This is a genomic window from Propionispora hippei DSM 15287 (genome assembly GCF_900141835.1).
In the GTDB taxonomy this organism is placed as follows: Bacteria; Bacillota; Negativicutes; order Propionisporales; family Propionisporaceae; genus Propionispora; species Propionispora hippei.
Genome location: NZ_FQZD01000005.1, coordinates 121735 through 145251, shown reverse-complemented (window position 1 = coordinate 145251; position 23517 = coordinate 121735). Strand labels below are relative to the sequence as shown.

At 49.5% G+C, this 23517-nt stretch carries 19 protein-coding genes; 10 read left to right on the top strand and 9 right to left on the bottom strand.

What is annotated here, in order from left to right:
• The first annotated feature begins 10 nt into the window (after nucleotides 1-10).
• The 4 genes from F3H20_RS02630 (at nucleotide 11) to F3H20_RS02615 (ending at nucleotide 4695) form a co-directional block, all read left to right on the top strand.
• Entirely contained in the window at nucleotides 11-811 is an 801-nt protein-coding gene (locus F3H20_RS02630; protein ID WP_149733419.1) for a serine hydrolase, read from the top strand.
• Nucleotides 812-843: 32 nt separating this feature from the next.
• Entirely contained in the window at nucleotides 844-2439 is a 1596-nt protein-coding gene (locus F3H20_RS02625) for a peptide ABC transporter substrate-binding protein (RefSeq protein ID WP_149733418.1), read from the top strand.
• Between the two features lie 64 nt (nucleotides 2440-2503).
• On the top strand, nucleotides 2504-3454 hold the full coding sequence (locus F3H20_RS02620) for a S66 peptidase family protein (RefSeq protein WP_149733417.1): 951 nt from the start codon (nucleotides 2504-2506) through the stop codon (nucleotides 3452-3454).
• 110 nt (nucleotides 3455-3564) lie between these two features.
• Nucleotides 3565-4695: an amidohydrolase gene (locus F3H20_RS02615; RefSeq protein ID WP_149733416.1), complete on the top strand. Its 1131-nt coding sequence runs from the start codon at nucleotides 3565-3567 to the stop codon at nucleotides 4693-4695.
• A gap of 143 nt (nucleotides 4696-4838) precedes the next feature.
• Here the strand turns inward: F3H20_RS02615 and F3H20_RS02610 are convergent, their stop codons facing one another.
• Nucleotides 4839-5738, bottom strand: coding sequence for a DMT family transporter (locus tag F3H20_RS02610; RefSeq protein WP_149733415.1), 900 nt, complete (start codon nucleotides 5736-5738; stop codon nucleotides 4839-4841).
• A gap of 127 nt (nucleotides 5739-5865) precedes the next feature.
• Between F3H20_RS02610 and F3H20_RS02605 the strand changes: the two genes are divergently transcribed.
• Entirely contained in the window at nucleotides 5866-6753 is an 888-nt protein-coding gene (locus tag F3H20_RS02605) for a LysR family transcriptional regulator (protein WP_149733414.1), read from the top strand.
• Between the two features lie 120 nt (nucleotides 6754-6873).
• On the opposite strand, the gene recQ is transcribed toward F3H20_RS02605, so the two are convergent.
• Nucleotides 6874-9084 (bottom strand): DNA helicase RecQ, encoded by a 2211-nt coding sequence (gene recQ / locus F3H20_RS02600; RefSeq protein WP_149733413.1) that lies wholly within the window; start codon nucleotides 9082-9084, stop codon nucleotides 6874-6876.
• Nucleotides 9065-10483, bottom strand: coding sequence for a MocR-like pyridoxine biosynthesis transcription factor PdxR (pdxR, locus tag F3H20_RS02595; protein WP_149733412.1), 1419 nt, complete (start codon nucleotides 10481-10483; stop codon nucleotides 9065-9067). The genes recQ and pdxR overlap by 20 nt, the downstream gene beginning before the upstream one ends.
• Before the next feature lie 137 nt (nucleotides 10484-10620).
• On the opposite strand from pdxR, the gene F3H20_RS02590 reads away from it, so the two are divergent.
• The 4 genes from F3H20_RS02590 to F3H20_RS02575 all read left to right on the top strand — a co-directional run bounded on the left by F3H20_RS02590 (nucleotide 10621) and on the right by F3H20_RS02575 (nucleotide 14302).
• The gene (locus F3H20_RS02590; protein ID WP_149733411.1) at nucleotides 10621-11556 is read left to right on the top strand and encodes a DMT family transporter; all 936 of its coding nucleotides are present in this window, start codon (nucleotides 10621-10623) and stop codon (nucleotides 11554-11556) included.
• Nucleotides 11557-11670: 114 nt separating this feature from the next.
• The gene (locus F3H20_RS02585; protein ID WP_149733410.1) at nucleotides 11671-12966 is read left to right on the top strand and encodes an aminotransferase class I/II-fold pyridoxal phosphate-dependent enzyme; all 1296 of its coding nucleotides are present in this window, start codon (nucleotides 11671-11673) and stop codon (nucleotides 12964-12966) included.
• A gap of 393 nt (nucleotides 12967-13359) precedes the next feature.
• Nucleotides 13360-13527, top strand: a complete 168-nt coding sequence (locus F3H20_RS02580; RefSeq protein ID WP_149733409.1) for a DUF362 domain-containing protein — start codon at nucleotides 13360-13362, stop codon at nucleotides 13525-13527.
• Between the two features lie 160 nt (nucleotides 13528-13687).
• On the top strand, nucleotides 13688-14302 hold the full coding sequence (locus tag F3H20_RS02575) for an NUDIX hydrolase (protein ID WP_149733408.1): 615 nt from the start codon (nucleotides 13688-13690) through the stop codon (nucleotides 14300-14302).
• Between the two features lie 228 nt (nucleotides 14303-14530).
• Here the strand turns inward: F3H20_RS02575 and F3H20_RS02570 are convergent, their stop codons facing one another.
• The 5 genes from F3H20_RS02570 to F3H20_RS02550 all read right to left on the bottom strand — a co-directional run bounded on the left by F3H20_RS02570 (nucleotide 14531) and on the right by F3H20_RS02550 (nucleotide 19510).
• The gene (locus tag F3H20_RS02570) at nucleotides 14531-15838 is read right to left on the bottom strand and encodes an S-layer homology domain-containing protein (RefSeq protein WP_149733407.1); all 1308 of its coding nucleotides are present in this window, start codon (nucleotides 15836-15838) and stop codon (nucleotides 14531-14533) included.
• A 206-nt stretch (nucleotides 15839-16044) separates the two neighbouring features.
• Nucleotides 16045-17385, bottom strand: coding sequence for a PTS sugar transporter subunit IIC (locus F3H20_RS02565; protein WP_149733406.1), 1341 nt, complete (start codon nucleotides 17383-17385; stop codon nucleotides 16045-16047).
• 50 nt (nucleotides 17386-17435) lie between these two features.
• Entirely contained in the window at nucleotides 17436-18845 is a 1410-nt protein-coding gene (locus tag F3H20_RS02560) for a glycoside hydrolase family 1 protein (RefSeq protein WP_149733405.1), read from the bottom strand.
• 31 nt (nucleotides 18846-18876) lie between these two features.
• Nucleotides 18877-19185, bottom strand: a complete 309-nt coding sequence (locus F3H20_RS02555; RefSeq protein WP_149733404.1) for a PTS sugar transporter subunit IIB — start codon at nucleotides 19183-19185, stop codon at nucleotides 18877-18879.
• Nucleotides 19178-19510 carry a PTS lactose/cellobiose transporter subunit IIA gene (locus F3H20_RS02550; RefSeq protein WP_223191574.1) on the bottom strand — a complete coding sequence of 111 codons (333 nt, stop codon included), beginning with the start codon at nucleotides 19508-19510 and terminating at the stop codon, nucleotides 19178-19180. The genes F3H20_RS02555 and F3H20_RS02550 overlap by 8 nt, the downstream gene beginning before the upstream one ends.
• A 458-nt stretch (nucleotides 19511-19968) precedes the next feature.
• Between F3H20_RS02550 and F3H20_RS02545 the strand changes: the two genes are divergently transcribed.
• Complete coding sequence (locus F3H20_RS02545; protein WP_149733402.1) at nucleotides 19969-22644, top strand: sigma 54-interacting transcriptional regulator; 2676 nt, start codon at nucleotides 19969-19971, stop codon at nucleotides 22642-22644.
• A gap of 103 nt (nucleotides 22645-22747) precedes the next feature.
• On the opposite strand, the gene F3H20_RS02540 is transcribed toward F3H20_RS02545, so the two are convergent.
• Nucleotides 22748-23497: an HD domain-containing protein gene (locus F3H20_RS02540; protein WP_149733401.1), complete on the bottom strand. Its 750-nt coding sequence runs from the start codon at nucleotides 23495-23497 to the stop codon at nucleotides 22748-22750.
• Nucleotides 23498-23517: the final 20 nt, after the last annotated feature.

The following is a 23517-nucleotide window of genomic DNA, read 5'->3' as shown; positions in this document are numbered from 1 at the left end:
AGATCAATAGATGAAACAATTGGAGCAAACCATTCAACAAATACTAACCACCTGTCCCTGCCAGCAGGCCCTGCTGGTCAGGCACCTTCCCAGCGGCCGCCAATTCGCGCTAAACCCGGATCAGGTATTTCCTGCTGCCAGCATGATCAAGCTGCCGATTATGTATGAAGTGATGCGCCAAGCTTCCCAGGGCCTGCTCGCCCTGGAGGAGCTCCTGGAGGTAACGGAAGCCGTCCGGGTGGGCGGTGCCGGCATCTTGCAGGAGCTGCGTCCGGGAATTGCCCTGACAGTCCAGGAGCTAGTCACACTGATGATTGTCATCAGTGATAACACGGCCACCAATCTGCTGCTAAATCGGCTTGGTCTGGCTGCTGTCAATAACACGGCTGAACAGCTCGGTCTTACCAATACCGTCTTGCGCCGCCGGATGATGGATTTTGCCGCCGCCCGGGCCGGGCAGGAAAACCACACCTCTGCCGCCGATATAGCCAAACTGCTGGAAATCATGTACCAACAGACGACGCTGCCGCCGGAATACGGCAAGCTGATGCTGAATATCCTGAAACGACAGCAAATCCGCGATAAGCTCCCTTTTTATCTTCCCGAAGATATTGCCATCGCCCACAAGACAGGAACGCTGGACGGCGTAGAGCACGACGCCGGTATTTTGTTTTCTGCCGGCGGTCCTTATCTCATCAGTGTGATGACTGCCGGCTTACCGGCTAATTATCAGGGCCTGCAATTGGTGGCGCAAATTGGCCGGGCGATTTTTGAGTACAGCCATACACCTTCCGCCAGGACCAATTGCTGACAATTGTTATATAAAACAGAGGAGGAACTGTCATGTCTTTCAGAAAACTACTTACCTTTTTGCTGGCGGCCATCTTGTTGACGGCCTTAAGCACAGGCTGCGGCAAAACTACCAGTAACGAACAGGTGCTCCGCTACGCGCTGGAAGCCGAACCGGCCACTCTGGACCCCGGCAAGTCTACGGCCATTCCCGAATCACTGGCCGAACTCCAGATTTTTGAGGGCCTTACCCGTCTGGACGCCAAGGACCAGCCAGTGCCAGGAGTAGCCGAAAGCTGGGATGTTTCGGCCGACGGCCTGACCTATGTATTTCATTTACGCACCGATGCCAAATGGTCAAACGGTGATCCGGTCACCGCCCAGAACTTTGTCTTTGCCTGGAAGCGGGTACTAAATCCCGACTTTGCTTCGGAAAATGCTTATATGCTGTTCCCCATCAAACAGGCTGAGGCATATAATGGAAAACAGGCGTCTGCCGACCAACTGGGCGTTAAAGCGGTTGATGCCCATACGTTGGAAGTGACTCTGGAAAAACCGACTGCTTATTTTCTCAGCTTGGTAGCCTTTCATGCCTTCTATCCGGTCCATGAAGAAACGGTAACCGCCCATCCCGATTCCTGGGCCACCGATGTGGCCACCTTGGTCGGCAACGGTCCGTTTAAAGTAACCAACTGGGTACATAACGGTCAAATTGATTTTGCCAAAAACGATGCCTACTGGGATGCCGCCAGCGTCAAGCTGGCTAAAATGGAATGGCCCATCAGCGATTCCCAGGCAACCCGCCTGTCCATGGTCGAAAACAACCAGGTCGATATGATGGTGGAACCGCCGGTCAGCGAGCATGACCGGCTGAAGCAGGAAGGCTTACTTAGCATCTCGCCCTATCTGGGTGATTATTACTATGTATTTAATACCAAGCAACCGCCCTTCGATAACCCCAAGGTCCGGCAGGCCTTTTCCCTGGCTATCAACCGGGAAGCCTTGGTCACGAACGTTATCAAAGGCGGTAAAAGGCCGGCTTATGCCTGGGTAGCACCGGGATTGATCAATCCGGCCACCGGGAAGGACTTCCGCGAGGAAGGCGGCAACTATGTGACGGAAAATACCGACCAGGCAAAAAAACTGCTGGCCGAAGCCGGTTATCCTGACGGGAAGGGGCTGCCGCCGATTACCATATTATATAATACCAGCGAACTCCATAAAGCCATTGCCGAAGCCATCCAGGAAATGTGGAAACAGAATTTAGGCGTTGAGGTAAGCCTGACCAACCAGGAGTCCAAAGTATTCCTGGAGTCGCGGACACAGGGTCAGTTTCAGGTTGCCCGTGCTTCCTGGGTAGGCGATTATGCCGACCCCATGACGTTTATTGATGTGTTCAGAGATTCCGGCAATGACGCCAAATACCACAATCCGGTCTATAACCGGCTGGTTGAACAGGCACAGTCAACCAATGATCAATCCGTCCGGATGAAGGCCATGCACGATGCCGAACAACTGCTGTTTGCCGATGCCGTAATCATGCCCATCTATTATACGACACAACCCTATGTGGCTAAACCCTATGTAAAGGGTTATTTCTGGTCCATCCTTGGTCCGGCGGACTTTAAAACGGCTTATATTGAAAAATAACTTCCGGAGCCTGTTGCTTAGATCAGGCTCTTCCTTAAATCAGCCATAACGAGGTGAGCGACGTATGCAAGTCAGTTCTCGCATAAAACCCCGGCGTCTCCGTCCCGGCGCCACCCTTGGTATCATCGCTCCGGCCAGCCCCGGCGATGCCCAGGTGGCTGCAGCAGGCCTTGAATTGCTGCGCGCAAAAGGTTTTTCCCTGCAGGTGGGTCATTCCTGTGACCAGAAGGCAGGCTTCTTATCCGGTCCGGACAGAGAGCGCGCCGCCGATATTCATGCCATGTTTGCTGATCCCAACATCGACGGCATACTCTGCCTGCGTGGCGGCTACGGCACCATGCGCCTCTTAGACTTGCTCGACTATGAACTAATTCGAACCCATCCCAAGGTTTTTGTCGGCTACAGCGATATAACGGCTTTGCATACCGCCATCGGCCAGCGCAGCGGGCTGGTTACCTTTCACGGTCCCATGGTCGCCTCCGATATGGGCCATGAGATGCCCGACTATACCTGGAACGGGTTCAGCCGGGCCGTTATGAATGACCAACCGCTGGGCCGGCTTTCAAATCCGGCCTGCACCGCTTCCCCCTCCTGGCTTGCGGCGGGAAAAGCGCAGGGAATACTGGCCGGCGGCAACCTAAGCCTGATCGTTTCCACCCTGGGAACCCCTTACGAACTGGATACAGCCGGCAAAATTCTTTGCCTGGAAGAGGTGGGCGAAGCTCCCTACCGGCTTGACCGGATGCTGACCCAGCTCTTGCTGGCCGGCAAGCTGCAAGCGGCAGCAGGCATTGTGTTCGACATGTGCGCCGACTGCGATGACGCCGACGATACTCCCGGCTTTACGACCGAAGAGGTACTACAAGAACGGCTGGGACAACTGCCGGTTCCGGTACTGTCCCGCTTCTACTTCGGCCATACCAGCGAAAAAGCAACGCTGCCTTTCGGTATTGCGGCAGAGCTGGACTCTGCCGCAAACAGCTTTGCTGTTACCGAGACAGCAACAATAGATTAGCGAACCGCGATTAATTCACACTGCACATCCTGACGGGTCTTTTTCCGGCAGGCTCACTAAACCCGCGGTCTCCCAGAACTTTCATCAAACCCCTGAAATGGAGGTGCCCAATGGATACACACGCCAAAAAAAGACAGGTTATCGCCATCATTGATGCCATGCGGCCGGAATTGGAGGCCATCAGCCTCTTTCTGCATCAGAATCCGGAGCTTGGCGGCCAGGAGCATCAGGCAGCTCAACGCCTGATGGAGGCTGCCCGGCAGAGAAATTTTACCGTTCAACAAGCAATTAGCGGCTATGAGACGGCTTTCATCGCCAAAAAAGGACATTCCGGCCCTAAAATAGCTTTTTTAGCTGAGTATGACGCCCTGCCGGGTTTGGGGCATGCCTGTGGTCACAATTTAATCGCCGCCATGAGTTGGGGCGCGGCGGCAGCTTTTGCCGAAGTAGCCGGTAACCAAGCCGTTTCCTGTTTAATCGGCTGCCCAGCCGAAGAAACCAGCGGTGCCAAAGTCAGTATGGCAAATGACGGTGTTTTTGACGAACTGACAGCCGCGCTGATTGTTCACCCGGGAGATGCCAACAATCTGGGCGGTACTTCCTATGCCTCTCATCCACTGCAGGTGACCTTCCGCGGCCGGTCGGCCCACGTAGCCAGCAAGACCGATAAAGGCAGTAATGCTCTTGATGCGCTGGTCATGTTTTATCAGGGCTTGCAGCAGCTCCGGCATACCTTTACCCAGGAGAATATCATCGCCGGCATGATTACCAAAGGCGGTGTCGCTCCCAATATCGTCCCGGCTGAAGCGGAAGCCAAATTTACCGTCCGCGCCTTGTCTTCGTACTATCTGGAAACCACTATCCTGCCGGCCGTACAGCGCCTTGCCCAGGGAGTGGCCCTGGCAACCGGTACGGCAGTAGAAACCTGTCACTATGAACCGCTGTTTAAAGAACTGCTCAATCATCCCAAACTACTGCAGCTATACCAGAACAACATGATGCTGCTCGGTGAACCAGTCACGCGCCTTAAGTCACAGGATGCCGATGGCTCCACCGATGTAGGCAATGTGAGCCACGCCGTGCCCACCATTCATCCCGATATTGTCATCGGCAGCCCATTAACCGCCCATACTCCGGAATTTGCCCTGGCAGCAGGCTCTCCCTACGCGCAGGAACGCCTGCTGGTAGGCGCTAAGGCCATGGCCATGACGGCGGTTGATTTGCTAACTACCAGTCTTTAACAGCAAAAGCCCTAACAGCTCTTTCCGGTAAACGAAAAAATTTTGTCGATTTGTTATAAATAAAAATATAAAAATAAACAATGCGTTGCTTCGCCATAGCTTGCGAAGCAACGCATTGTTTATTTATGACATAGTCTAACCGGTCAATATTTTCTTGCAGCATGCAGGGAGGTCGACAGTAGATTTTTGAGCATACTGCTGTCCAGTTCCACGCTTACCACGCCAGCCAGAACCACGGTGGCACCAAAATAGCCCTGCAGCGTCAATGTCTCACCGGTAAACAGAAAAGCAAAGAGGGCGGCAAAAATCGGCTCCAGCGAGAAAATCAATCCTGTGTGAGCGGCTGTTGTATACCGTTGGGCCGCCGTCTGACCAATAAAGCCAAAAGCGCTGCATAACAGGCTCAGACCAAGCACAAACAGCCAGTTCTCCAGTGTTGCCGGCAGCTTGGGTGTCTCGGTTAAAGCCGATACGGCAAATCCCCAGCCGCCGGCAACGCCAAGCTGCAATACGCCCAGCGTAATCGAATCCACCTTTTGAGTCAATATGCCTGTCACAATAATATAAGCCCCATACAAGGCCGCGCCGGCAATACACCAGCCGTCACCGGCATTGATGCTCAACCGGCTCTGCAGCGTAAGCAGACCGATGCCGGTTAATGCCGCCAGCGCTCCGCACCATACCTTGCGCTGTGGCGCTTTTTTCAACAGTACCGCCGAAAAAACCGGTACGAAAATAACTGATAGGCTGATTAAGAAACCGGCATTAGCGGTAGTTGTATGTTTTACGCCAAATACAATTGCCACAAAGCAGGCAAACAACAACGACCCCAAAAATAGCGAGGCCTTAAGAACTTTACGGTCCAGATTGCGCAGCCGGCGGTTAAAGATTACCGCCGCCACCACGAAAGCGATGCCAAAACGCAGCCCGATCAGATTAAATTCCTGTAAAGAAGCTAATCCCAGCTTCATAAACAAATAGGATGATCCCCAACATAAAGTTACCAGCACCAGTAACAGATCCGCTTTTCGCTGTGCAGTCATATCGACATTTCCCCACATTCTTTTAGCTAGCAAAGATTGCCTATTTCCTAGTATACGTATATACTTATCATTAGAAAAGAGAATCTTTATAATATGATAAATGAAAAAAAATAATGAGGTGACCGTTATGTCGATTACCAAATACCAAGTGTTTCTGAATACAGTAGAACTTGGCAGTCTTACCAAAACAGCGGAAGCGCTCAATCTGACCCAGTCCGGCGTCAGCCACGCCATCGCCAGCCTGGAGGCGGAGTTTGGTTTTTTACTGCTCATCCGGGATCGTGCGGGTATCCGGCTAACCAGCAACGGCGAACGGCTGCTGCGGTATGTCCGGGATATTTTGCAGGCGAATGAACGGCTGAAACAGGAAGTAGCCGCAATTAACGGCCTGGAAACCGGCACGGTGCGGATTGGATCATTCGCCAGTGTTTCCACTCAGTGGCTCCCTCCCATCCTGCAGGAATTTCAACGTCAGCATCCTTCTATCGAATTAAAACTGCTGGAAGGCGATTACGACGACATTGATCGCTGGATTGCCAACGGTTCGGTGGATTTTGGCTTTATTTCCGCACCTTCCTCCAAAGCCTTCGAAATCATGCCGCTGAACCGTGACCGGATGCTCTGCATTCTCCCGCTCGGTCACCCGCTGGGTAAAAAGCCCTTCATTACCTTTGCCGAAATAAAAAACGAACCGTTTATTATGCCGGCCTGGGGCAAAGACGATGATGTCCGGCGGCTGCTGCAAAAAAACAAAATTGTTCCTAAAGTCAAATTTGAGGTAGCCGAAGACCGGACGATTATCGCCATGGTGCAAAGCGGCCTAGGCATCAGCATATTGCCGGAAATGGTACTGTTCCGCCTGGCCGATGGCCTGCATACGCTGGAACTGGAAAAACCTCATTTTCGTACCATCGGCATTGCCGCCCCCTCACTTACCGCCATATCGCCGGCCGCCAAAAAAGTAATCGCCGGCGTCCGTACCTGGCTGGAAACGCAAGCACTGCTGGAATATTAACCTGTCTGCCGCATATTTCCGGCAGAATCAACACGGCTAAGTCCCCGTAAAAGCCCTAGCCGGAAGGCTATAACGAACGCCCCCAGGCTGTTGCTATTCAACAGCCTGGGGGCGTCTTACTTACGCCTGTTTATATTTATAGATTACCGCCTTGATGGTCCCGTATTCAATATTCTCCGGCAGGGCTTCCTTCAACGGTTTTAGCTTTCCCGCCCCTAATTCCCCGATTTTTTCCAAAATCAAGGCTTCCTGTTCCTGAGGTATCAGACGCGACCAATCCAGTACATGCCCTTCCTGACTGCAGCGGAACAGATGCTCCTGAACAGTGATAAGCTTCAGGTCACGCTGCCGGGCAATCTCCTCCGGCGCAAGCCCTTCCCGATATAACTGCAGCGTCACTTCATGGCTGGGACGTTCCTCATTCGCTTTATCTTTATCCTGCTCCTCATCCGCATCAAAGGCAACAGGTACAGCCTCAGGCACGACCGGCCGATGCTCGGCGACGTATTCCCGGATGACCTGCAGAAATTCCTCGCCATACCGCGCCAGCTTTGTCTCGCCCACTCCCTTAACTGCCCGCAGCGCCGCAGCATCCAGGGGATAGGTTTCACTCATTTCTCTTAAAGTAGTATCGGCGAAAATAACATAGGGGGGAACCTGAGCCCGATCGGCAATGTCCTTACGCAGCTTGCGCAACAGGGCAAACAGAGAGTTGTCCGTTTCCTGACGCTGACGCTGCCGTGGCACCTTCTGCCAGACCTCTTCCTTCTTCTGCAGCACCGCCACCCCTTTGCCGGTCATGCGCACCACCGGATACTGGCTCTCTGTCAAGGCCAGATATTCAGTGGCAACCAGCCGATTAATCAAATCCTTAATACTCTGCAGCGAACGATCCTTCATAATACCATACACCGAAAGGGTATGGCAGTTTTGTTGTAATACCTTTTGATTTTTCGCACCCTTCAGTACATCGGCGATAAAAGCAATGCCGTACCGTTCCTTGACCCGCAGGACGCAGGAAAATATTTTCTGCGCTTCGACCGTAATATTGGTTAATTCTTCATCATTGTTGCAATTGCCGCAGTTACCGCATTCCAACTGCGCGGCGGTATCGCCGAAGTATGACAGAATATAGCTGCGAAGGCAGGCAGGTGTGTGGCAATAATCAACCATGGCCTGCAGTTTGCCAAACTCACTGCTCTTTCGCTCTTCCTCCGCGACCGACTGATCAATGAGGAATTTTTGCAGCAACGGGTCTTGAGGGCCGAAAAGCAGCAAACACTCGGCCGGCTCACCATCCCGGCCGGCCCGGCCGGCCTCCTGATAGTAGGACTCCATATTCTTTGGCATATTAAAATGAATAACATAGCGTACATCCGGTTTGTCGATGCCCATGCCAAAGGCATTGGTTGCCACCATAATGCGAATATCGTCACGGATAAACCGCTCCTGACTCTGCTTCCGCTCCTCATCCGTCAAACCGGCATGATACCGGCCGGCCTGATAGCCTTGGGCAATAAGCAGTTCATATAGGTTGTCCACTTCATTGCGGGTCGCCGCATAAATAATTCCCGACCGGCCTTCATTGTTGGCCAAATACTTCAAAATGAAGTTTTGCTTGTTTTCACCCCTGAGCACCGAAAATGATAAATTGGGGCGGTCAAAACCGCTAAAATATAATATAGGCCGGCTAAGTCCCATCAGTCCAATAATATCCTGCCGCACCTGATCGGTGGCGGTCGCCGTAAAAGCGCCGATGACCGGCCGCTTTTTCAGGCGGGTAATGAAGGTGCGGATAAAGCGATAGCTTGGCCGGAAATCATGCCCCCACTGGGAAACACAATGAGCCTCGTCAACGGCTACCAGTGAAACATCCAACCGCTGAACCGCCTGTTGAAATAAATCGGATTCCAACCGTTCCGGCGCGACGTATAGCAGCTTGTATTTACCAGCTTGTGCGGCCGCTATTCTTGCTTCCACTTCGGCAGCCGTTAACGAGCTATTGATAAAGGCGGCGGAAATACCGAGTGACGAGAGCGTATCCACCTGATCCTTCATTAACGAAATTAACGGCGATATGACCAGGGTAATTCCCGGCAACAGCAAGGCCGGAATTTGGAAGCAAAGGGACTTGCCTGCTCCTGTCGGCATAATGGCCACCGTATCCTGCCGTTGCAGCAGACTGCCGATAATTTCCGCCTGACCCGGCCGGAAATCGGTATAACCGTAATAGGTCCGCAGAAGCTGCCGCGCTTCAGCTAACCCTACTCTATTCAAATTCTCTGGAACAGTTCTTCTGTTTCCCTGTGAATTAGCTTCCTCTTGTGACATAACCATAGTCTCCTCTTTCCATTAATCGGCGCAAAACACTCATGCCCTCCTGAATTTTCCCGGCATTCAAATGACCGTACCCCAGAAGCAGCTTATCCCGGTGCTGTTTATGCAGTGAAGGACACAGCCGGTTCACCGGTCGGATACCCAGTCCGGCGGCACGACTTTCCTCCACAAATCGCTCACCAAACTCTGCTCCCGGAAACTGAAGCGCCACATGCAATCCCGACGCATCACCCCAGGGGCAGACCGAATCTGCGAAATGTTTTTGAACGGCCTGCAAAAAACAGCTCCGTTTTTCCCCGTAGCATCGCCGCATCCGGCGGATATGTTTATCCATGGCCCTGGTGCGAAGGAACGCCGTCAGGGCGGCCTGCTCCAGCACAGGATTTTGCACATCCATATATTTTCGATAGTGCCGCCATTTTTCCTGTAATGGTTTCGGCAGTATGACAAACCCCAGCCTTAACGCCGGAAACAGTGTTTTGCTGAAGGTCCCGACATAAATCACGTGAGAAGCATCCAAAGAATATAGCGGACTGATTGCCGGACCGGCATAACGAAACTCTCCGTCGTAATCATCTTCAATAATATAAAAATCATTATCCCGGGCCAGTCGAATCAGGGCGGCACGGCGGCCGGCCGGTAAAATGCCGCCCAAGGGAAACTGATGTGACGGCGTTACATATACGGCCGAAACAGCGCTTTCCGTCAGCGTATCAATCATTGCGCCCTGCTCATCCACCTCCAGCCATTGAACCGGATACCCCCGATCGGTAATAACCGTATACATAGCCGGATGAGATGGACTCTCCAGCACAAAAGGCGCCCCAGTCTTGTGCAGCAAACCAGCCAGCAGATAGAAAGCCTGCGTCGCGCCGGCCGTAATAAAAACGTCGGCCGGTTCTACCAGCATCCCTCTGCTGCGCAACAGCCAGCGGGCAATCTCCCCGCACAGCAGCTCGTATCCCTTTGGGCTGCTATACCCCCATTGTCCGGGCGATAATTGACAGGCGGCTTCCCCCAGCATTTTGCTCCAGAGCTTCCAGGGAAATAAAGTTACATCCGGCCGCCCTGTTGCAAAGTCCCACAACAGACGGTCTGCTTCCGGCTTCACCGGTGCAGTCGCCACACCGGCCGATCTATAGTCCAGGCAAACATCCCGGGCAATCCGGGTCGGAGCTCCTTGCCGGCTGACGGTAAAGCCCTCAGCCAACAACATATCATAGGCTTCACAGACAGTATTGCGCGAAACACCCAAACTGCCGGCCAGTTCCCGTGTTGAAGGCATCCTTTCCCCTGCCGCCAATTGGCCTGCGAGGATACGTTCCCGCAAGGAAAGAAATATCTGCCGCGCCAAACTTAATTCTTTTTTATCCTGCCACTGTATTTTCCACATATAACCCCTCACCAACTGGCCCGTTCGCTTTGCCCGTCAACTGGCTCTTACTCCACTGCCGTCATTTCATTATCATTATAACATAACAAAAATTATTTCCCTGCAAACAATGATTTAATAAAAAGTGAGGAATGCCAATGAAACTCCATAAAGGACATATCTATCTAATGCTGGCTTTTTCCCTGGCCGGCACTTCGGTTGTCACCGGCCGCAGTCTTACCAAAGCATTGGATAGCTTTGCCATAACAATAGCCGGTCTAAGCCTCATGCTGCTTTGTTTATTTCCCTTTTTCGCGGCCAAAACCCTCCATACAATCCGCCGTTTGCAAAAACCAGACTGGACAGCCCTCTTTTGCCAGGCTCTGTTTGGCATCTTTTTGTTCCGCATCCTTTTACTTACCGGTCTTCCTTTGACCAGCACGGCAGAAGCAGGAATCCTGACAGGAGCCGCACCGGCCATCACCGCATTACTGGCCTGGTTTTTCCTCCGCGAGCCACTATCGGCTAAAACGGTGCTGGGCATTTTTTGTACGGTAACGGGAATTATTTTATTGCAGAACCATCACCTGACAAATGCAGCCCGGGTCTGGCAGCACCTGACCGGTAATCTTTTCGTGCTGGGGGCAGCCGCCTGTGAATCGGTCTTTAACGTTATTTCCCGCAAACAAAGAAGAATAGATGAATCAGCTCAATTGCCATTCCATCCGCTCGTTCAAACTATGCTGGTCGCTGTTGCCGCCGGCATGCTCTGCCTAATCCCGGCGTTATGGGAAAACTCGCTTGAAGCGCTATGGTCCATCGGCTGGCAAGAATGGGGCGCCTTGCTCTGGTATGGACTGGTTATAACCGCTTTGTCCTTTGTCTGCTTCTATGAGGGAGTAAAATACTGTGATGCTTATACCACCGCGGCACTTTCCGGCCTGCTTCCCCTCACTGCGCTGCTGCTGGCCGTATTGTTTTTGGGCGAAGCAATGACTTACCAGCAGTGGCTGGGAAGTTTACTGGTTGTATGCAGCATTCTTTTGCTGGCCGGCCAGAAAAAAACATCGACCACAGGTGGGGATTTTACATAATGCCCCCTTTGTGTGCAGAATACAAGATACATGAGATTTTTTAGCTGTACCTGTTGCCTGAGTTTAAGTTAGTCGCGTATAATGAAGAAGAATAAAAAGGAGCGCGATGTAAAAATGACTGAATTGGAAACAATGGCTGATTCAGGCCTGCAGCAGCAGTATGCCGCATTGTCCCGCCAATATGATGAATTTAAAGCAAAAAAACTTAAACTGGACATGTCCCGTGGCAAACCCTGCAGCGAACAGCTCGACCTGTCGCTGGGGCTGCTGGATTGCCTTGACCGGACCGACTATAGATCGGCCGATGGCGTTGACTGCCGCAACTACGGTGGGGTCGACGGTATCCCGGAAGCAAAAGAACTGTGTGCCCAGATCTTAGAGGTAAGCTCAGATGAAATTATTGTTCACGGTAACTCCAGTCTGGCGCTCATGCATGATTTGATTGTCCGTGCCTTGCTGCACGGTATTCCCAGCAGCCCAGAACCCTGGAAAGCACTTCCTTCGGTAAAGTTTCTCTGTCCCAGTCCCGGCTATGACCGTCACTTCGGCATTTGTGAATACCTGGGGATTGAGATGATACCTGTCCGGTACACACCGGAGGGTCCGGATATGGACCAGATAGAAAAGCTGGTGGCGCAAGACGCCGCTATTAAGGGTATTTGGTGCGTGCCCAAGTACAGCAATCCAACCGGCATTACCTATTCCGACACGGTCGTAAACCGTCTGGCGGCTATGCCGGCCAAAGCCCCGGATTTTTGCATTTTTTGGGATAACGCTTACACTGTTCATCATCTGACGGAAACGCCGGATCGTTTATTAAATTTGCTCACTGCCTGTAAGCAGGCCGGTCATCCGGACCGTGCCTTTATGTTCAGTTCCACTTCCAAGGTTAGCTTCCCCGGTGCCGGTATTGCCATGGTAGGCGCCAGCAAGACAAATATTACCTGGCTGAAAAAACAGATGCTACAGCAAACTATTGGACCCGATAAGCTAAATCAACTGCGGCATATTCGCTTTTTTAAGGATCTGACAGGTATTGAAACGCAAATGCGCAAACATGCTGCCATCATCAAGCCTAAATTTGACGCCGTGCTGTCCCTGCTCGACCGGACACTGAAAGATTCCGGACTGGCCAGTTGGAGCCAACCGTTCGGCGGCTACTTCATCAGTTTAAATACCTTGCCCGGCTGCGCTAAAAAGGTAGTGGCCAAAGCGGCAGAGGCCGGGGTCGTATTGACGGCCGCCGGTTCAACTTATCCCTACGGCCGGGACCCGGAGGATAAAAACATCCGTCTGGCCCCCACCCTGCCCCCTTTGCCGGAATTAAAGCAGGCCATGGAACTTCTCACACTCTGCATCCGGCTAATCAGTACGGAACAGGAGATGCTTAAGCGGAGCCTTTTGTCCTAAATAGCTGCCATTATGGCTAAAAAGAAGCACTGACGCCTGAGTCATCAGTGCTTCTTTTTTTTGTTCTAAAAACCGTATTCATTACATGCATGTATTCAGTTGGTACCGCTAAGAATATAGAAGTGCCGGCAGCCTTACCGCTTATTTACTGCGCTTGTTTTTCCGGCACAACTGCCGGGACTGAGGGTCATATAGCAATCATTTTCCCAGACAAACATACGAAAAAAAGGATTTTAATAAAAGATTTCGAACTATATACTTATGACGGTTGCCTTTTTCCGGTAAAACCGGGCCGGCAGCCTGGACCGGCTGGTGTGATTTACATCACAGCCTTGGTCTGTCTCTTTTCTTATAATAAATGAAATACAAGAAGCTGCCAAAGGAGGTGATACCATGTTTTCTATCAACAGCGAATGTATTAAATGTGGAGCTTGTGCTTCCGTCTGCCCGGTTGGCGCCATTTCCGAAGGAGATGCCCAATACATAATCGACGAGAACTGTATTGACTGCGGTTCCTGCGCTTCCGTCTGCCCGGTCGGTGCAATCAGCCCCGGTGAATAAGTTTCCGGCAATTTTAGTATAAAAAACAGTTATTGCTCTAGCAATAGCTGTTTTTTTATGGACGGAATCGGGAAATTTTTGTACAATAAAGACGTATCGGTGCTTTGTTCACCTCAGGCATTTTATATATCGTGCTATTTAGTAAAGGAGACTAGCAGCTATGGAGCATTGGCTTTCTTATATACAGCGTTTGCAATCGATTGCCCAGAATGGGCTGACCTATTCGGAAAATAAATATGATCTGGAACGTTTCCAGGAACTAAAGGAAATAAGTGAGAAAATGCTGGCCGACTTAACGGCAAAACCGGTTACCCAAATACAGGACATTTTCGTCAATGAAAAAGGCTATGCCACGCCGAAGGTCGATGTTCGCGGCGTCATTTTTAAGGACGGACAGATACTAATGGTCCGCGAAACGATTGACGGCCGCTGGTCGTTGCCGGGCGGCTGGGCCGATGTCGGGCTAAGCCCGAGCGAAGTAGTGGTCAAGGAAGTCCGGGAAGAATCGGGATTGCAAGTCAGAGCGGTAAAACTGCTGGCTGTCTTTGATAAAAAGCGTCACGCCCATCCACCGGATATCCATTATATATACAAACTGTTTATCCTGTGCGAGATTCTTGGCGGCGAGCTGACACCAGGTATGGAAACGAGCGATGTTAACTTCTTTCCACCAGATCAATTGCCGGAGTTGTCGGTTGACCGCAATACGGAAGCGCAAATTAAGACGCTGTTTCAGTTTCTGGCCGTCCCGGATAAGCAGCCACTGTTTGATTAAGAGTAAGCTACAAGTCGCCGTTTCCGCTATTTACTTGTAAACGGTCGTTTTTCTGTACGTTTGCCTATTTCCCGTGCTATAATCAGATCAATAGCAATGTATTTTAGAACCAACATATGACCCCTCTGCATGACTACATGAAAAGAGGTTTCCTTGTTATAGATGAAAGAAGCTCCCGTGTACTGCGAATACACGGGAGCTGCGAATATTTCCTGGGTAAGTTGATAACTAGAAATGGATGTCAACTTGCGTACGGATTAATTTTCTGGAGCTATCTTTGGCCAGTTTTGAATCTGTACCGGAAATATTTAACTTCTGGTTACCGTAAAGGGTTGCCCATTGGATGTCCTTTCCAAGCGCATAGTCAACCCCGAGTACCCAGCCTTTCATGTCCGACGGCAAGGAACTCCATTCATCATCATGCGAGGGGTCGCCAAATTTCTGGAATTTTAACAACCGGAGATATACGTCGAACGAGCCGGGCTGTTTAAGGTCCATGCCCTTGTAATCCATCCGGAACTCCTGGCTGGAATTGTAATTATCCGCGTTGGTCCGGGCATAAGTACCGGTTACCTTTACATTCTTCATCAGCTTGGCGCTCAGATCCACTTCACCCCAGTGGGTAATCCCCGTATCCGGATTGAGTGAACCGTCACTTTTTGTGCCGTCACCGGTTGCTTTATTGCCGCCGACCAGCAAATTGGCATTGACTACTTTGGACAAATCGGCGTTTATGTTCATGCCATACAGCGAAGTGTTACCGGCATTAGTTAGATTGATAGCATTGCCGTCCCCGTCAAGCTGGGTGGGTTTAAAGTTAAACACGCTGACTTTATACTGCGGTGCGGCATAATCAAACTGGATACCGCTGCCGGAGTGCCCCCAGGCTACATTGGAGCCATAACCCCACCACTTTTTACCGAAGGTTACGTCCACCGCTCCGACCGAGCCGGTAGCCCAAATCCGCTGGAAGGTTCCGTCATTCTCCCCCCAGGACCGGTTGGTGCTGTACGTTTCGTTTGTTTCACTCTGGAAGTGGACATCCCAATTTTCATTGGCTTTCATGGTTCCCTCAAAGTCCATGTAGAAATGCTTATTGCCATTTCCATTGACAGGGCTTGTTTTTCCACCCACCGTATCACTGTCATATTTGGCCCGCATAAAGCCGCTAAGGGTAACTTTATCGACTTTTTCTTTTACCTCTGCCAGTTGGACTCCCATGTTATCCAGCTCGCGGTAATATTCCTGGGACAGCTTTTGAATCAGCGCTTTGTTTTCGGCATCAGCTTTATCCGACTTTGAAATAGCCTTGCCTACAATAACAGCCATCTCATAGCGGCTTAAGGGCCGGTCCCCTTTAAAAGTATTGTCATCATAGCCGGCTACCACCCCGTCATGCACCAGTTTTTCCACCGCCGTGTAAGACCAATGGGTTTTCGGTACATCATCAAACGGATTGGCCGGTGCGGCCCAAACAGTTTCGCCAAACCCCATGGCCACAATCAGAGATAAAATTGCCAGTGTTTTTTTCTTCATTCTCTCTCTCCCCTTAAATTTTATTTTTTTGGGGCAAACCGCCTATGTTTCATTCCTGAGTTTCCTATGTTTTCTCAGAAATTCAGCCTCCGGCCTGTTTCGCCCTTATCATGACACGGACCGGGAAGCTCGCTAACGTATGTTCCTGTTGACGCTTAGTAAGTCCCTGCCGTGGCTGATCCGTTACTTTGCCAAGGTCTGCCACATTATAAACTAATTCCCGACCCGGACTTTATTGCCTGTTCTTCCTGCTGCTCTTCCTGTACGTGCTGCTTGTCCTGCACCCTTAAAAACGGCAGATAAACAACGGCTGCCATACAAATCAGCAGGGCCTGCAGCAGCGCGGCCTGCCAGCCGCCGATAATAAAGCCCGAGATGATCGGCGGTGTAGTCCAGGGAACCTGTACTGCAGTAAAGGGCGCGATAAAGCCTGAAGCAATGGCAAAATAGGTAATAATACCGGACAACGTGGGCACCAGAATGAATGGTATCAGCATTAACGGATTGAATACAATGGGGAAACCGAAGATCACCGGTTCATTTATATTAAAAATACCCGGAAGAATGGACAGCTTTCCCAACTGCTTCATTTGTTTCGACTTCGCCAGAAAGATCATAGCCAGGACTAATCCCAGCGTCATACCGGAACCGCCAAAAGTAATAAACTGGTCAACAAACTGCTGCGTGACAATATGGGCATTTTGTCCGGCAATCAGCTTGCCGCCGGCATTGACGATATCCTGATTGGCCAGAGAATTGGCCAGCACAATGGGTGCCATAACCCCATTCATAACCACTGCCGGTCCATGAATACCAAACCACCAGAAGAAGGAAATAAAAAACGGTATGACAATTGCCCCAAACAAAGAACCGGTTAACCCTTGCAGCGGTGTCTGCAGAATCTGATAAATTACTTCAATGAACGTCTTTCCCGCCACACTCTTAAAGAGAATATAGACTAAAAAGGACAACGTGATAACAACCGCTCCCGGGATCAATGCCGAAAACGCATTGGCTACCCCCTGGGGAACTCCTTCCGGCAATTTGATCGTAATCCGCCGTTTGATAAACCAGGTGTATATATACGCAACGGCCAGGCCAATCAAAATCGCCGCAATCATACCTTTCCCACCGGTCCAGGCTTTGGGAATGACACCGCCAACCACTTCACCGCTCTTAGCGGTAACCGATGAGGCCGTAACAATCAGGAAAGACACCAGGGCCAGTATTCCCGCCGAAACAGGTTCACACTCCTCGTTTTTAGCATAGTTATAGGCAATACCGAAAATACCCACCAAAGCAAGGATGTCAAAGGTTGCGCCAACTACCTGAAATAATGGCTCCTGCCAGTTTGCGCCGAACAGACCGGCCATCCAGTCATTCCAGCCAGGCAGCGGGATGAAAGCCAGCAGCAAAAATATCGAACCAATCAGGGTTAGCGGTATAATGTTCATCAACCCGTCCTTCATGGCAACCACTGCTTTGGCATTGGCAAATTTTAAAATTACCGGGGTCATTTTTTCAAACTTTTCCACAAAACTCTCCATTGTCAAACCTCCTCATTTTATTGGTAGCGTACTATCCTAGCAATCTGGGCTCATAGCTCACCTCCCCTGTTGGCAATCACCTGTTTATACCAATCAAAAGACAGTTTCTTTTTTCTGGCCAAATTGTTCTGTTGATCCACGTAAATAAACCCGTATTGCTTCTTAAAACCATTGAGCCAACTTAAGAGATCAATGGCTGACCAGGCATAATAGCCTTTAATATGAAGCCCTTCCCGCAAGCCCTGTTTCACCGCTTTTAGGTGCTCCCGAATGTATTCCACCCGGTCTGCATCAAGAATTTGTCCATTCTCAACCGGATCCTGGTCACCCAGCCCGTTTTCCGTGATGTATAGCTTTATATCGCCATAAGCACCGCGCAGCATTCTAAGGCCTTCCAACAGTCCCTCCGGCGATATTTCCCAACCCCATTTGGTGTACTTTTTATCCTCCAGGCTGACTGTTTTATATACTCTGTCAAAAGATACTTTTCCCGGTGCTCCGGCAATGACTTTGTGCGATGCCGGCCCGGCTTCTTCTTCAGGGTTATTCTTAATAACTCTTTGCGGCTGATAATAGTTAAGTCCGATAAAATCATTTTTTGGAGCTGCCCATTTTAAAACTGTCAGTTCTTCGGCTGTCCAGTCCGGTGTCCAGCCCCGCTCTTTTAACTGACCGACAACATAGTCCGGATAGGCACCTTTAAGAATCGGATCATAAAACCAGGCTAGTGAATACTGATTGGCGTGATCGGCCGCCTGTGCATTCTCCAGTTGGCCGTCCGCCGGAAAAGCGGGCGAAAACACATGGGTAATGCCGATTTCGCCGTACTGTCTGAGCTTCTTATACTCTTGCACCGCCCGGGCGTGGGCCACAAAAACGTTATGGGTCGCTTGAAAGTACAGCCGGGGATTATGGCTGATTCCCGGCGGATGGGCACCGTCCAAATAGCCCAGCGAGCAAAAAACAATAGTCTCGTTAAAGGTTATCCAGTGCTTTACCCGGTCACCAAAAGCCTTAAAGCAAGTTGTCGCATACTTGCAAAAGGCATCGACCGTTCTTTTATTGGTCCAGCCTCCTGCTTCCTCCAGGACTTGCGGCAAATCCCAGTGATACAGTGTCACAAAAGGAACAATGCCGTAATGCAGACATTCATCAATTAAGGCGTTATAAAAGGCCAGCCCCTGAGAATTGATTTCGCCGTCACCGTCAGGAATGATCCGCGTCCAGGCGACGGAGAAACGATAGGATTCCAGTCCCATTTCGGCCATGAGCCGGATATCTTCCTTATACCGGTGATAATGATCAACGGCAATGTCGCCATTGGTGCCTTCAAAAGTCTTGCCGGGAATTTTAGAAAAAACATCCCAGTTGGATACGCCCTTTCCGTCTTCATTCCAGGCCCCTTCCACCTGATAAGCGGCCGATGCCGCACCAAAAAAGAAATCATGGGGAAACCGCATTTTTCCAACTCCCTTACTCCAACAGATATCGTTACTTGCCCAGCAGTCTTAGGGCCTGGTTAAGAACTTTTTTCCCATTCATCATGCCATAATCAGCCGTATTGATCACATCCACCGGAATCCCTTTAGGTTCACACAACGCCTTGATTTTAGCCAGGGCAAATTTAATCTGCGGCCCAAGAAGTACCACATCCAAGCCATCCAAATGCCTGGATAACTGAGCCTCCGGGTAGGCGTCTATTGATATTTCCTGCCCGCTTTCCTCTGCCGCCTTTCTCATTTTGGCAACAAGCATGCTGGTAGACATTCCGGCATTGCAAAATAAGGCAATTTTAATCATGGTCATTTCCTCCTTTAGTCAGCTTATCCGCCAGCGTATGAATCATTTTGGTCATTTCAATCATTTCGATAATCAGATTTTTTTCCGATATGGAGGTCATCAGATGGTCTTGCGCATGAACGAATAGAATGGAAACCAGAATACTTTCACCGCTGGCCTCTTTGTGCAATATGGCAGTTTGCGTTTCATGGGCTTGGCCAATGGCATCATTCGCTTTATCCAACAGGGCGTTGATCTCAGCTTCCTGGTAATCACCGCTCCTCACTTTGCGCAGAGCTTCGTAGGCGAAGGCCCGTGCTTCGCCGGAATTAATAATAATACTCATAACTATCTCTTCTATATCCACTATAAACTACTACCTCCTTCTTTCTGCCTCATGGTCATGTCATTTTCCTTTCTTTATTTGTATAGACCTAGGGTCTGTTTTCAAACTATCCAGCATGTTCCCTAGCAGTGCCTTTTATACCATACCTCATTAATTAATAAGGGCCATTACCTGGCGCAAAAATAACTCGCCGTAGATCATGCCGTTAGTTTGAAAACACACCCTGGGCACTATATAAATAAAAAATTTTTTCTTGTCTCTATATCCTTGCAATAATGATGCCAAAACACTAATAGGCAGATTTATCAGGCTTTCACCGCGGCAATTCGGTAAATCTATCCATAGTGTTTCAACACAGACTATATAGTGTTTTATTTTTTGATTAAAACACTATATAGTCTGTTTTTCTCATCTCTTGTATAATACAGGTAGTTACATGTTGCCGGGAGGAAAGTCCTATGACAAGAAAAGACATAATTTATCAAGCACTGCTGGATTTGCCGGAAGGAGAAGGAATTGATGCTCAGAGCCTGGCCGAGATTTTGCCGATTACCCGAGCCAATATCAGCCATGAATTGAACGCACTCTGCAAGGAAGGGAAAGTTGGTAAATCAGGCGGACGTCCGGTCCGCTTCTTCGTAACGGACAAGCAGCCTGCTGCCAAGGCAACCAGGCTGGATGCCTTATTAAAAAACAATATCAGCCTCCGCCAGCCGCTGGAGCAGGCAAAGGCCGCTATTCTCTATCCACCCAAGGGGATGAACAGTTTATTGCTGGGTGAGACAGGTGTCGGCAAATCCATGTTTGCCAGTCTGATGCACAATTACGCCATTGAAATGGGCGTAAAGGATAAAGACTGTCCCTTTATTACCTTTAACTGCGCCGATTACACGAATAATCCCCAGCTCTTGACCGCTCAGCTCTTTGGCGTAAAGAAAGGAACCTACACCGGAGCGGAAACAGATAAAACCGGGCTGCTGGAAAAAGCAAACGGCGGTATCCTGTTCCTGGACGAAGTGCATCGTCTGCCGCCCGAAGGTCAGGAAATGCTGTTCACCTTTTTGGATACCGGCTATTTCCGGCGAATGGGCGATGACGAAACCAGAACGGCCGATGTGCTGATTATCTCGGCAACTACGGAAAATCCCAGCTCGGCCCTATTAAAAACCTTTACACGACGCCTGCCGATGATCATCACCATTCCCTCACTCAAAGAAAGAACGCTGGAGGAACGCCTGTCTTTAATTAAATACTTCTTCAAACATGAAAGCATCCGTTTAAACCGGGATATTTATGTTTCCCTCAACACCATGCGGGCTTTTTTGTCCTATAACTGCACAAATAATATCGGCCAGTTAAAAAATGACATCCAACTGGTCTGCGCCAAGTCTTATTCGGAGTTTTTAACCAATATCAAGGAAGATGTGCGGATTAACAGCCGCAGCCTGCCGATGCATATAAAAGAAGGACTGTACAGGGAAAAAGAACATCGTATTTTATGGAACAAACTGGTGAGTGAAGATATTGAATACTTCAAATTTGGCTGTACAACTGATGTACCACAGGAAACAGCAGAGGAAAATACGACTATTTACGACCTGATTGAACAAAAACTGGAAAAGCTAAAAACCAAGGGTATCTCCGATATTGCGATTGAAAGCATTCTGGAAAAAGACATTACCCGCTATTTTGAGAAATACATCAGCGGCATTTCGGAAGAAATCAACAAAAAAAATCTGCTCAATATTTTAGGTGAAGACGTACTCGATCTGATTGATAAAATGCTATACCAAATGGTTACCTCGCTAAAAAGGAATGTCACCCATAACATCTATACGGCACTGGCCCTGCACATTAACACCTTGATTAACCGCCTCGCCAACAACAAAAATATTGTCAATCCCCAGCTTGGAAAGATCAAGCAACTGTATCCGGAAGAATTTAAAGCCGCACTGGAAGCTACCGCCTTGCTTCAGGAATATCTAAACCGCCCGATACCGGAAGATGAGGCCGGTTATCTTACCATCTTTCTGTTGCCCGAAGAGCAGCAGGCTCATCAAAATATCGACAAAGTAAAAATCATCCTTATTGCCCATGGCAAATCGACAGCCACCTCTATGGCTGAAGTAGCCAACGAACTGCTGGGCGAAAACTATGTGATTGCCATCAACTCCCCTATTGAAGTAAAACCGGCGGTAGTCTTGGAAGAACTGCGCAAAGTGGTCAGACAGAATTTTAGCACCAGCGGCTATCTGCTCCTGGTCGATATGGGCTCACTGACCACTTTTGCCGAAGTGATCGAAAAAGAATGCAAGGTCCCGGTGAAAGTATTTCCGCTGACCTCGACACTGCATGTCATCGAAGCTACCCGAAAAGCCCTGCTTGGCTTTTCGTTAAGTGAAATCTACAAAGACGTGCTGCTCGTGAACTCCTACATGGATAACAACAAAGCCTCCCTGCCGGTGGAAAGCAAACATAAAATCGCCATTATTACCGCCTGCCTCACCGGGGAGGGCGGCTCGGTGGCCATTAAAAGCTTTTTGAACAACAACTTACGCTACGACAAAGACCTGTTTGAAATCCTCCCACTAAATTGCCTCGATAAGAAGTTTTTTAAGGAACAGTTGCTGAGACTGCAGGAAAAGCGGGAAATTTTATTCATTGTTTCCTCATTTTCCGTTGATCTGGCCATTAAACAATACAATATGTATGATGTGATCAGCATGAAAGTGCTGAATCAATTACAGGAAGCCATTGACAACAAATCCGCCTTGTTGAAAATGGGCCTGATCCTAAAAGAAAACATTGAAAACTTTGACGGTGAAGAACTATATCACGATATTGTCCATCTGATTCAGCGGATGGAAGGAAAGTTGTCCATCAAGTTCAGCGACGAAAACCTGATCGGTTTGATCCTCCACCTTGGGTTTATGATCAGTCGCTTAAAAAAGGGAAAAGGTTCTGTCAGCTATCTAAACAAAGAAGAGTTTATCCGCTTAAACCGGGATATTTATCAGGTAGTTAAGGAAAATCTCATCTTTTTATATAACAAATACTTTATCGAAATCACCGATAATGAAATTTGCTATATTATCAATTTTTTCCCTAACGTAACGGCTCTGCCGGAAAGCTAAACAGCAATGGCGCCTCTCATTTCCCGGCAAACTGAGTTCATACACTCGAACAGTTTTATTTCTATAAAAATTAGCCGGATCATAAGATCCGGCTAATTTTTGCTCAGATATTTTCGGTTTTAGCTTGCATATAAGCTTTTAATTTTCCCCTAACGGCAGCAATATCAGAATTCTGCGGCAAATAGGACAAAATATCTTCCACATAGCCGCGCTCTTTAATTCTTTGCAAGGTCCAGCTAAAGTTTACATCGTATATCCAGTTCAGCCTTACCAGTTTACGGTCGTCCGGTGTCTTGAGATTGGCAAAGTCGGACTGCTTGCCGGAGAGCAAATCCTCGATAAAACATGAACTGTACCCTGCCGGCGTAGGCGGCTCCAGATAAGGGGCCAACACATAATAAATATCCAGCTTATCGGCGTCACGAATGAGCTTGCAAAACAATTCCTGCCGTTTGCTCAACCCCCCAGGGAGGCGAATGGCATTGTGGTATAAAATAGCGATTTCAAACACTTCTCGGTCATCGCCCAAGACAGCCGCCAATTGTTCTAAACCGGCAATTTCCCGCAACCCAAGCTGCGCGTGATTTACAGACAGGCGGTCATCAAAGGTCCGGTACAAGGTATATTGCTGAAAACGGCCCACATCATGGAACAAACCAATCAATTCCGCCAGCATGGCATCTCGCGGGGAAAAACCCAAGTGCTCCGCCAATTGCCGGCAGTACGCCGTTACCCGCAGCGTATGGTCTTCTTTTTGTTTCATATGCAGTTGAATATCCGGATCCTCATTATAGTAAGACCGGACATAAGTCAGGAACCAGTCCCGCAGAGCGGCTAACCGAACTTTACACATATAATCCCTTCCCGTTCTAA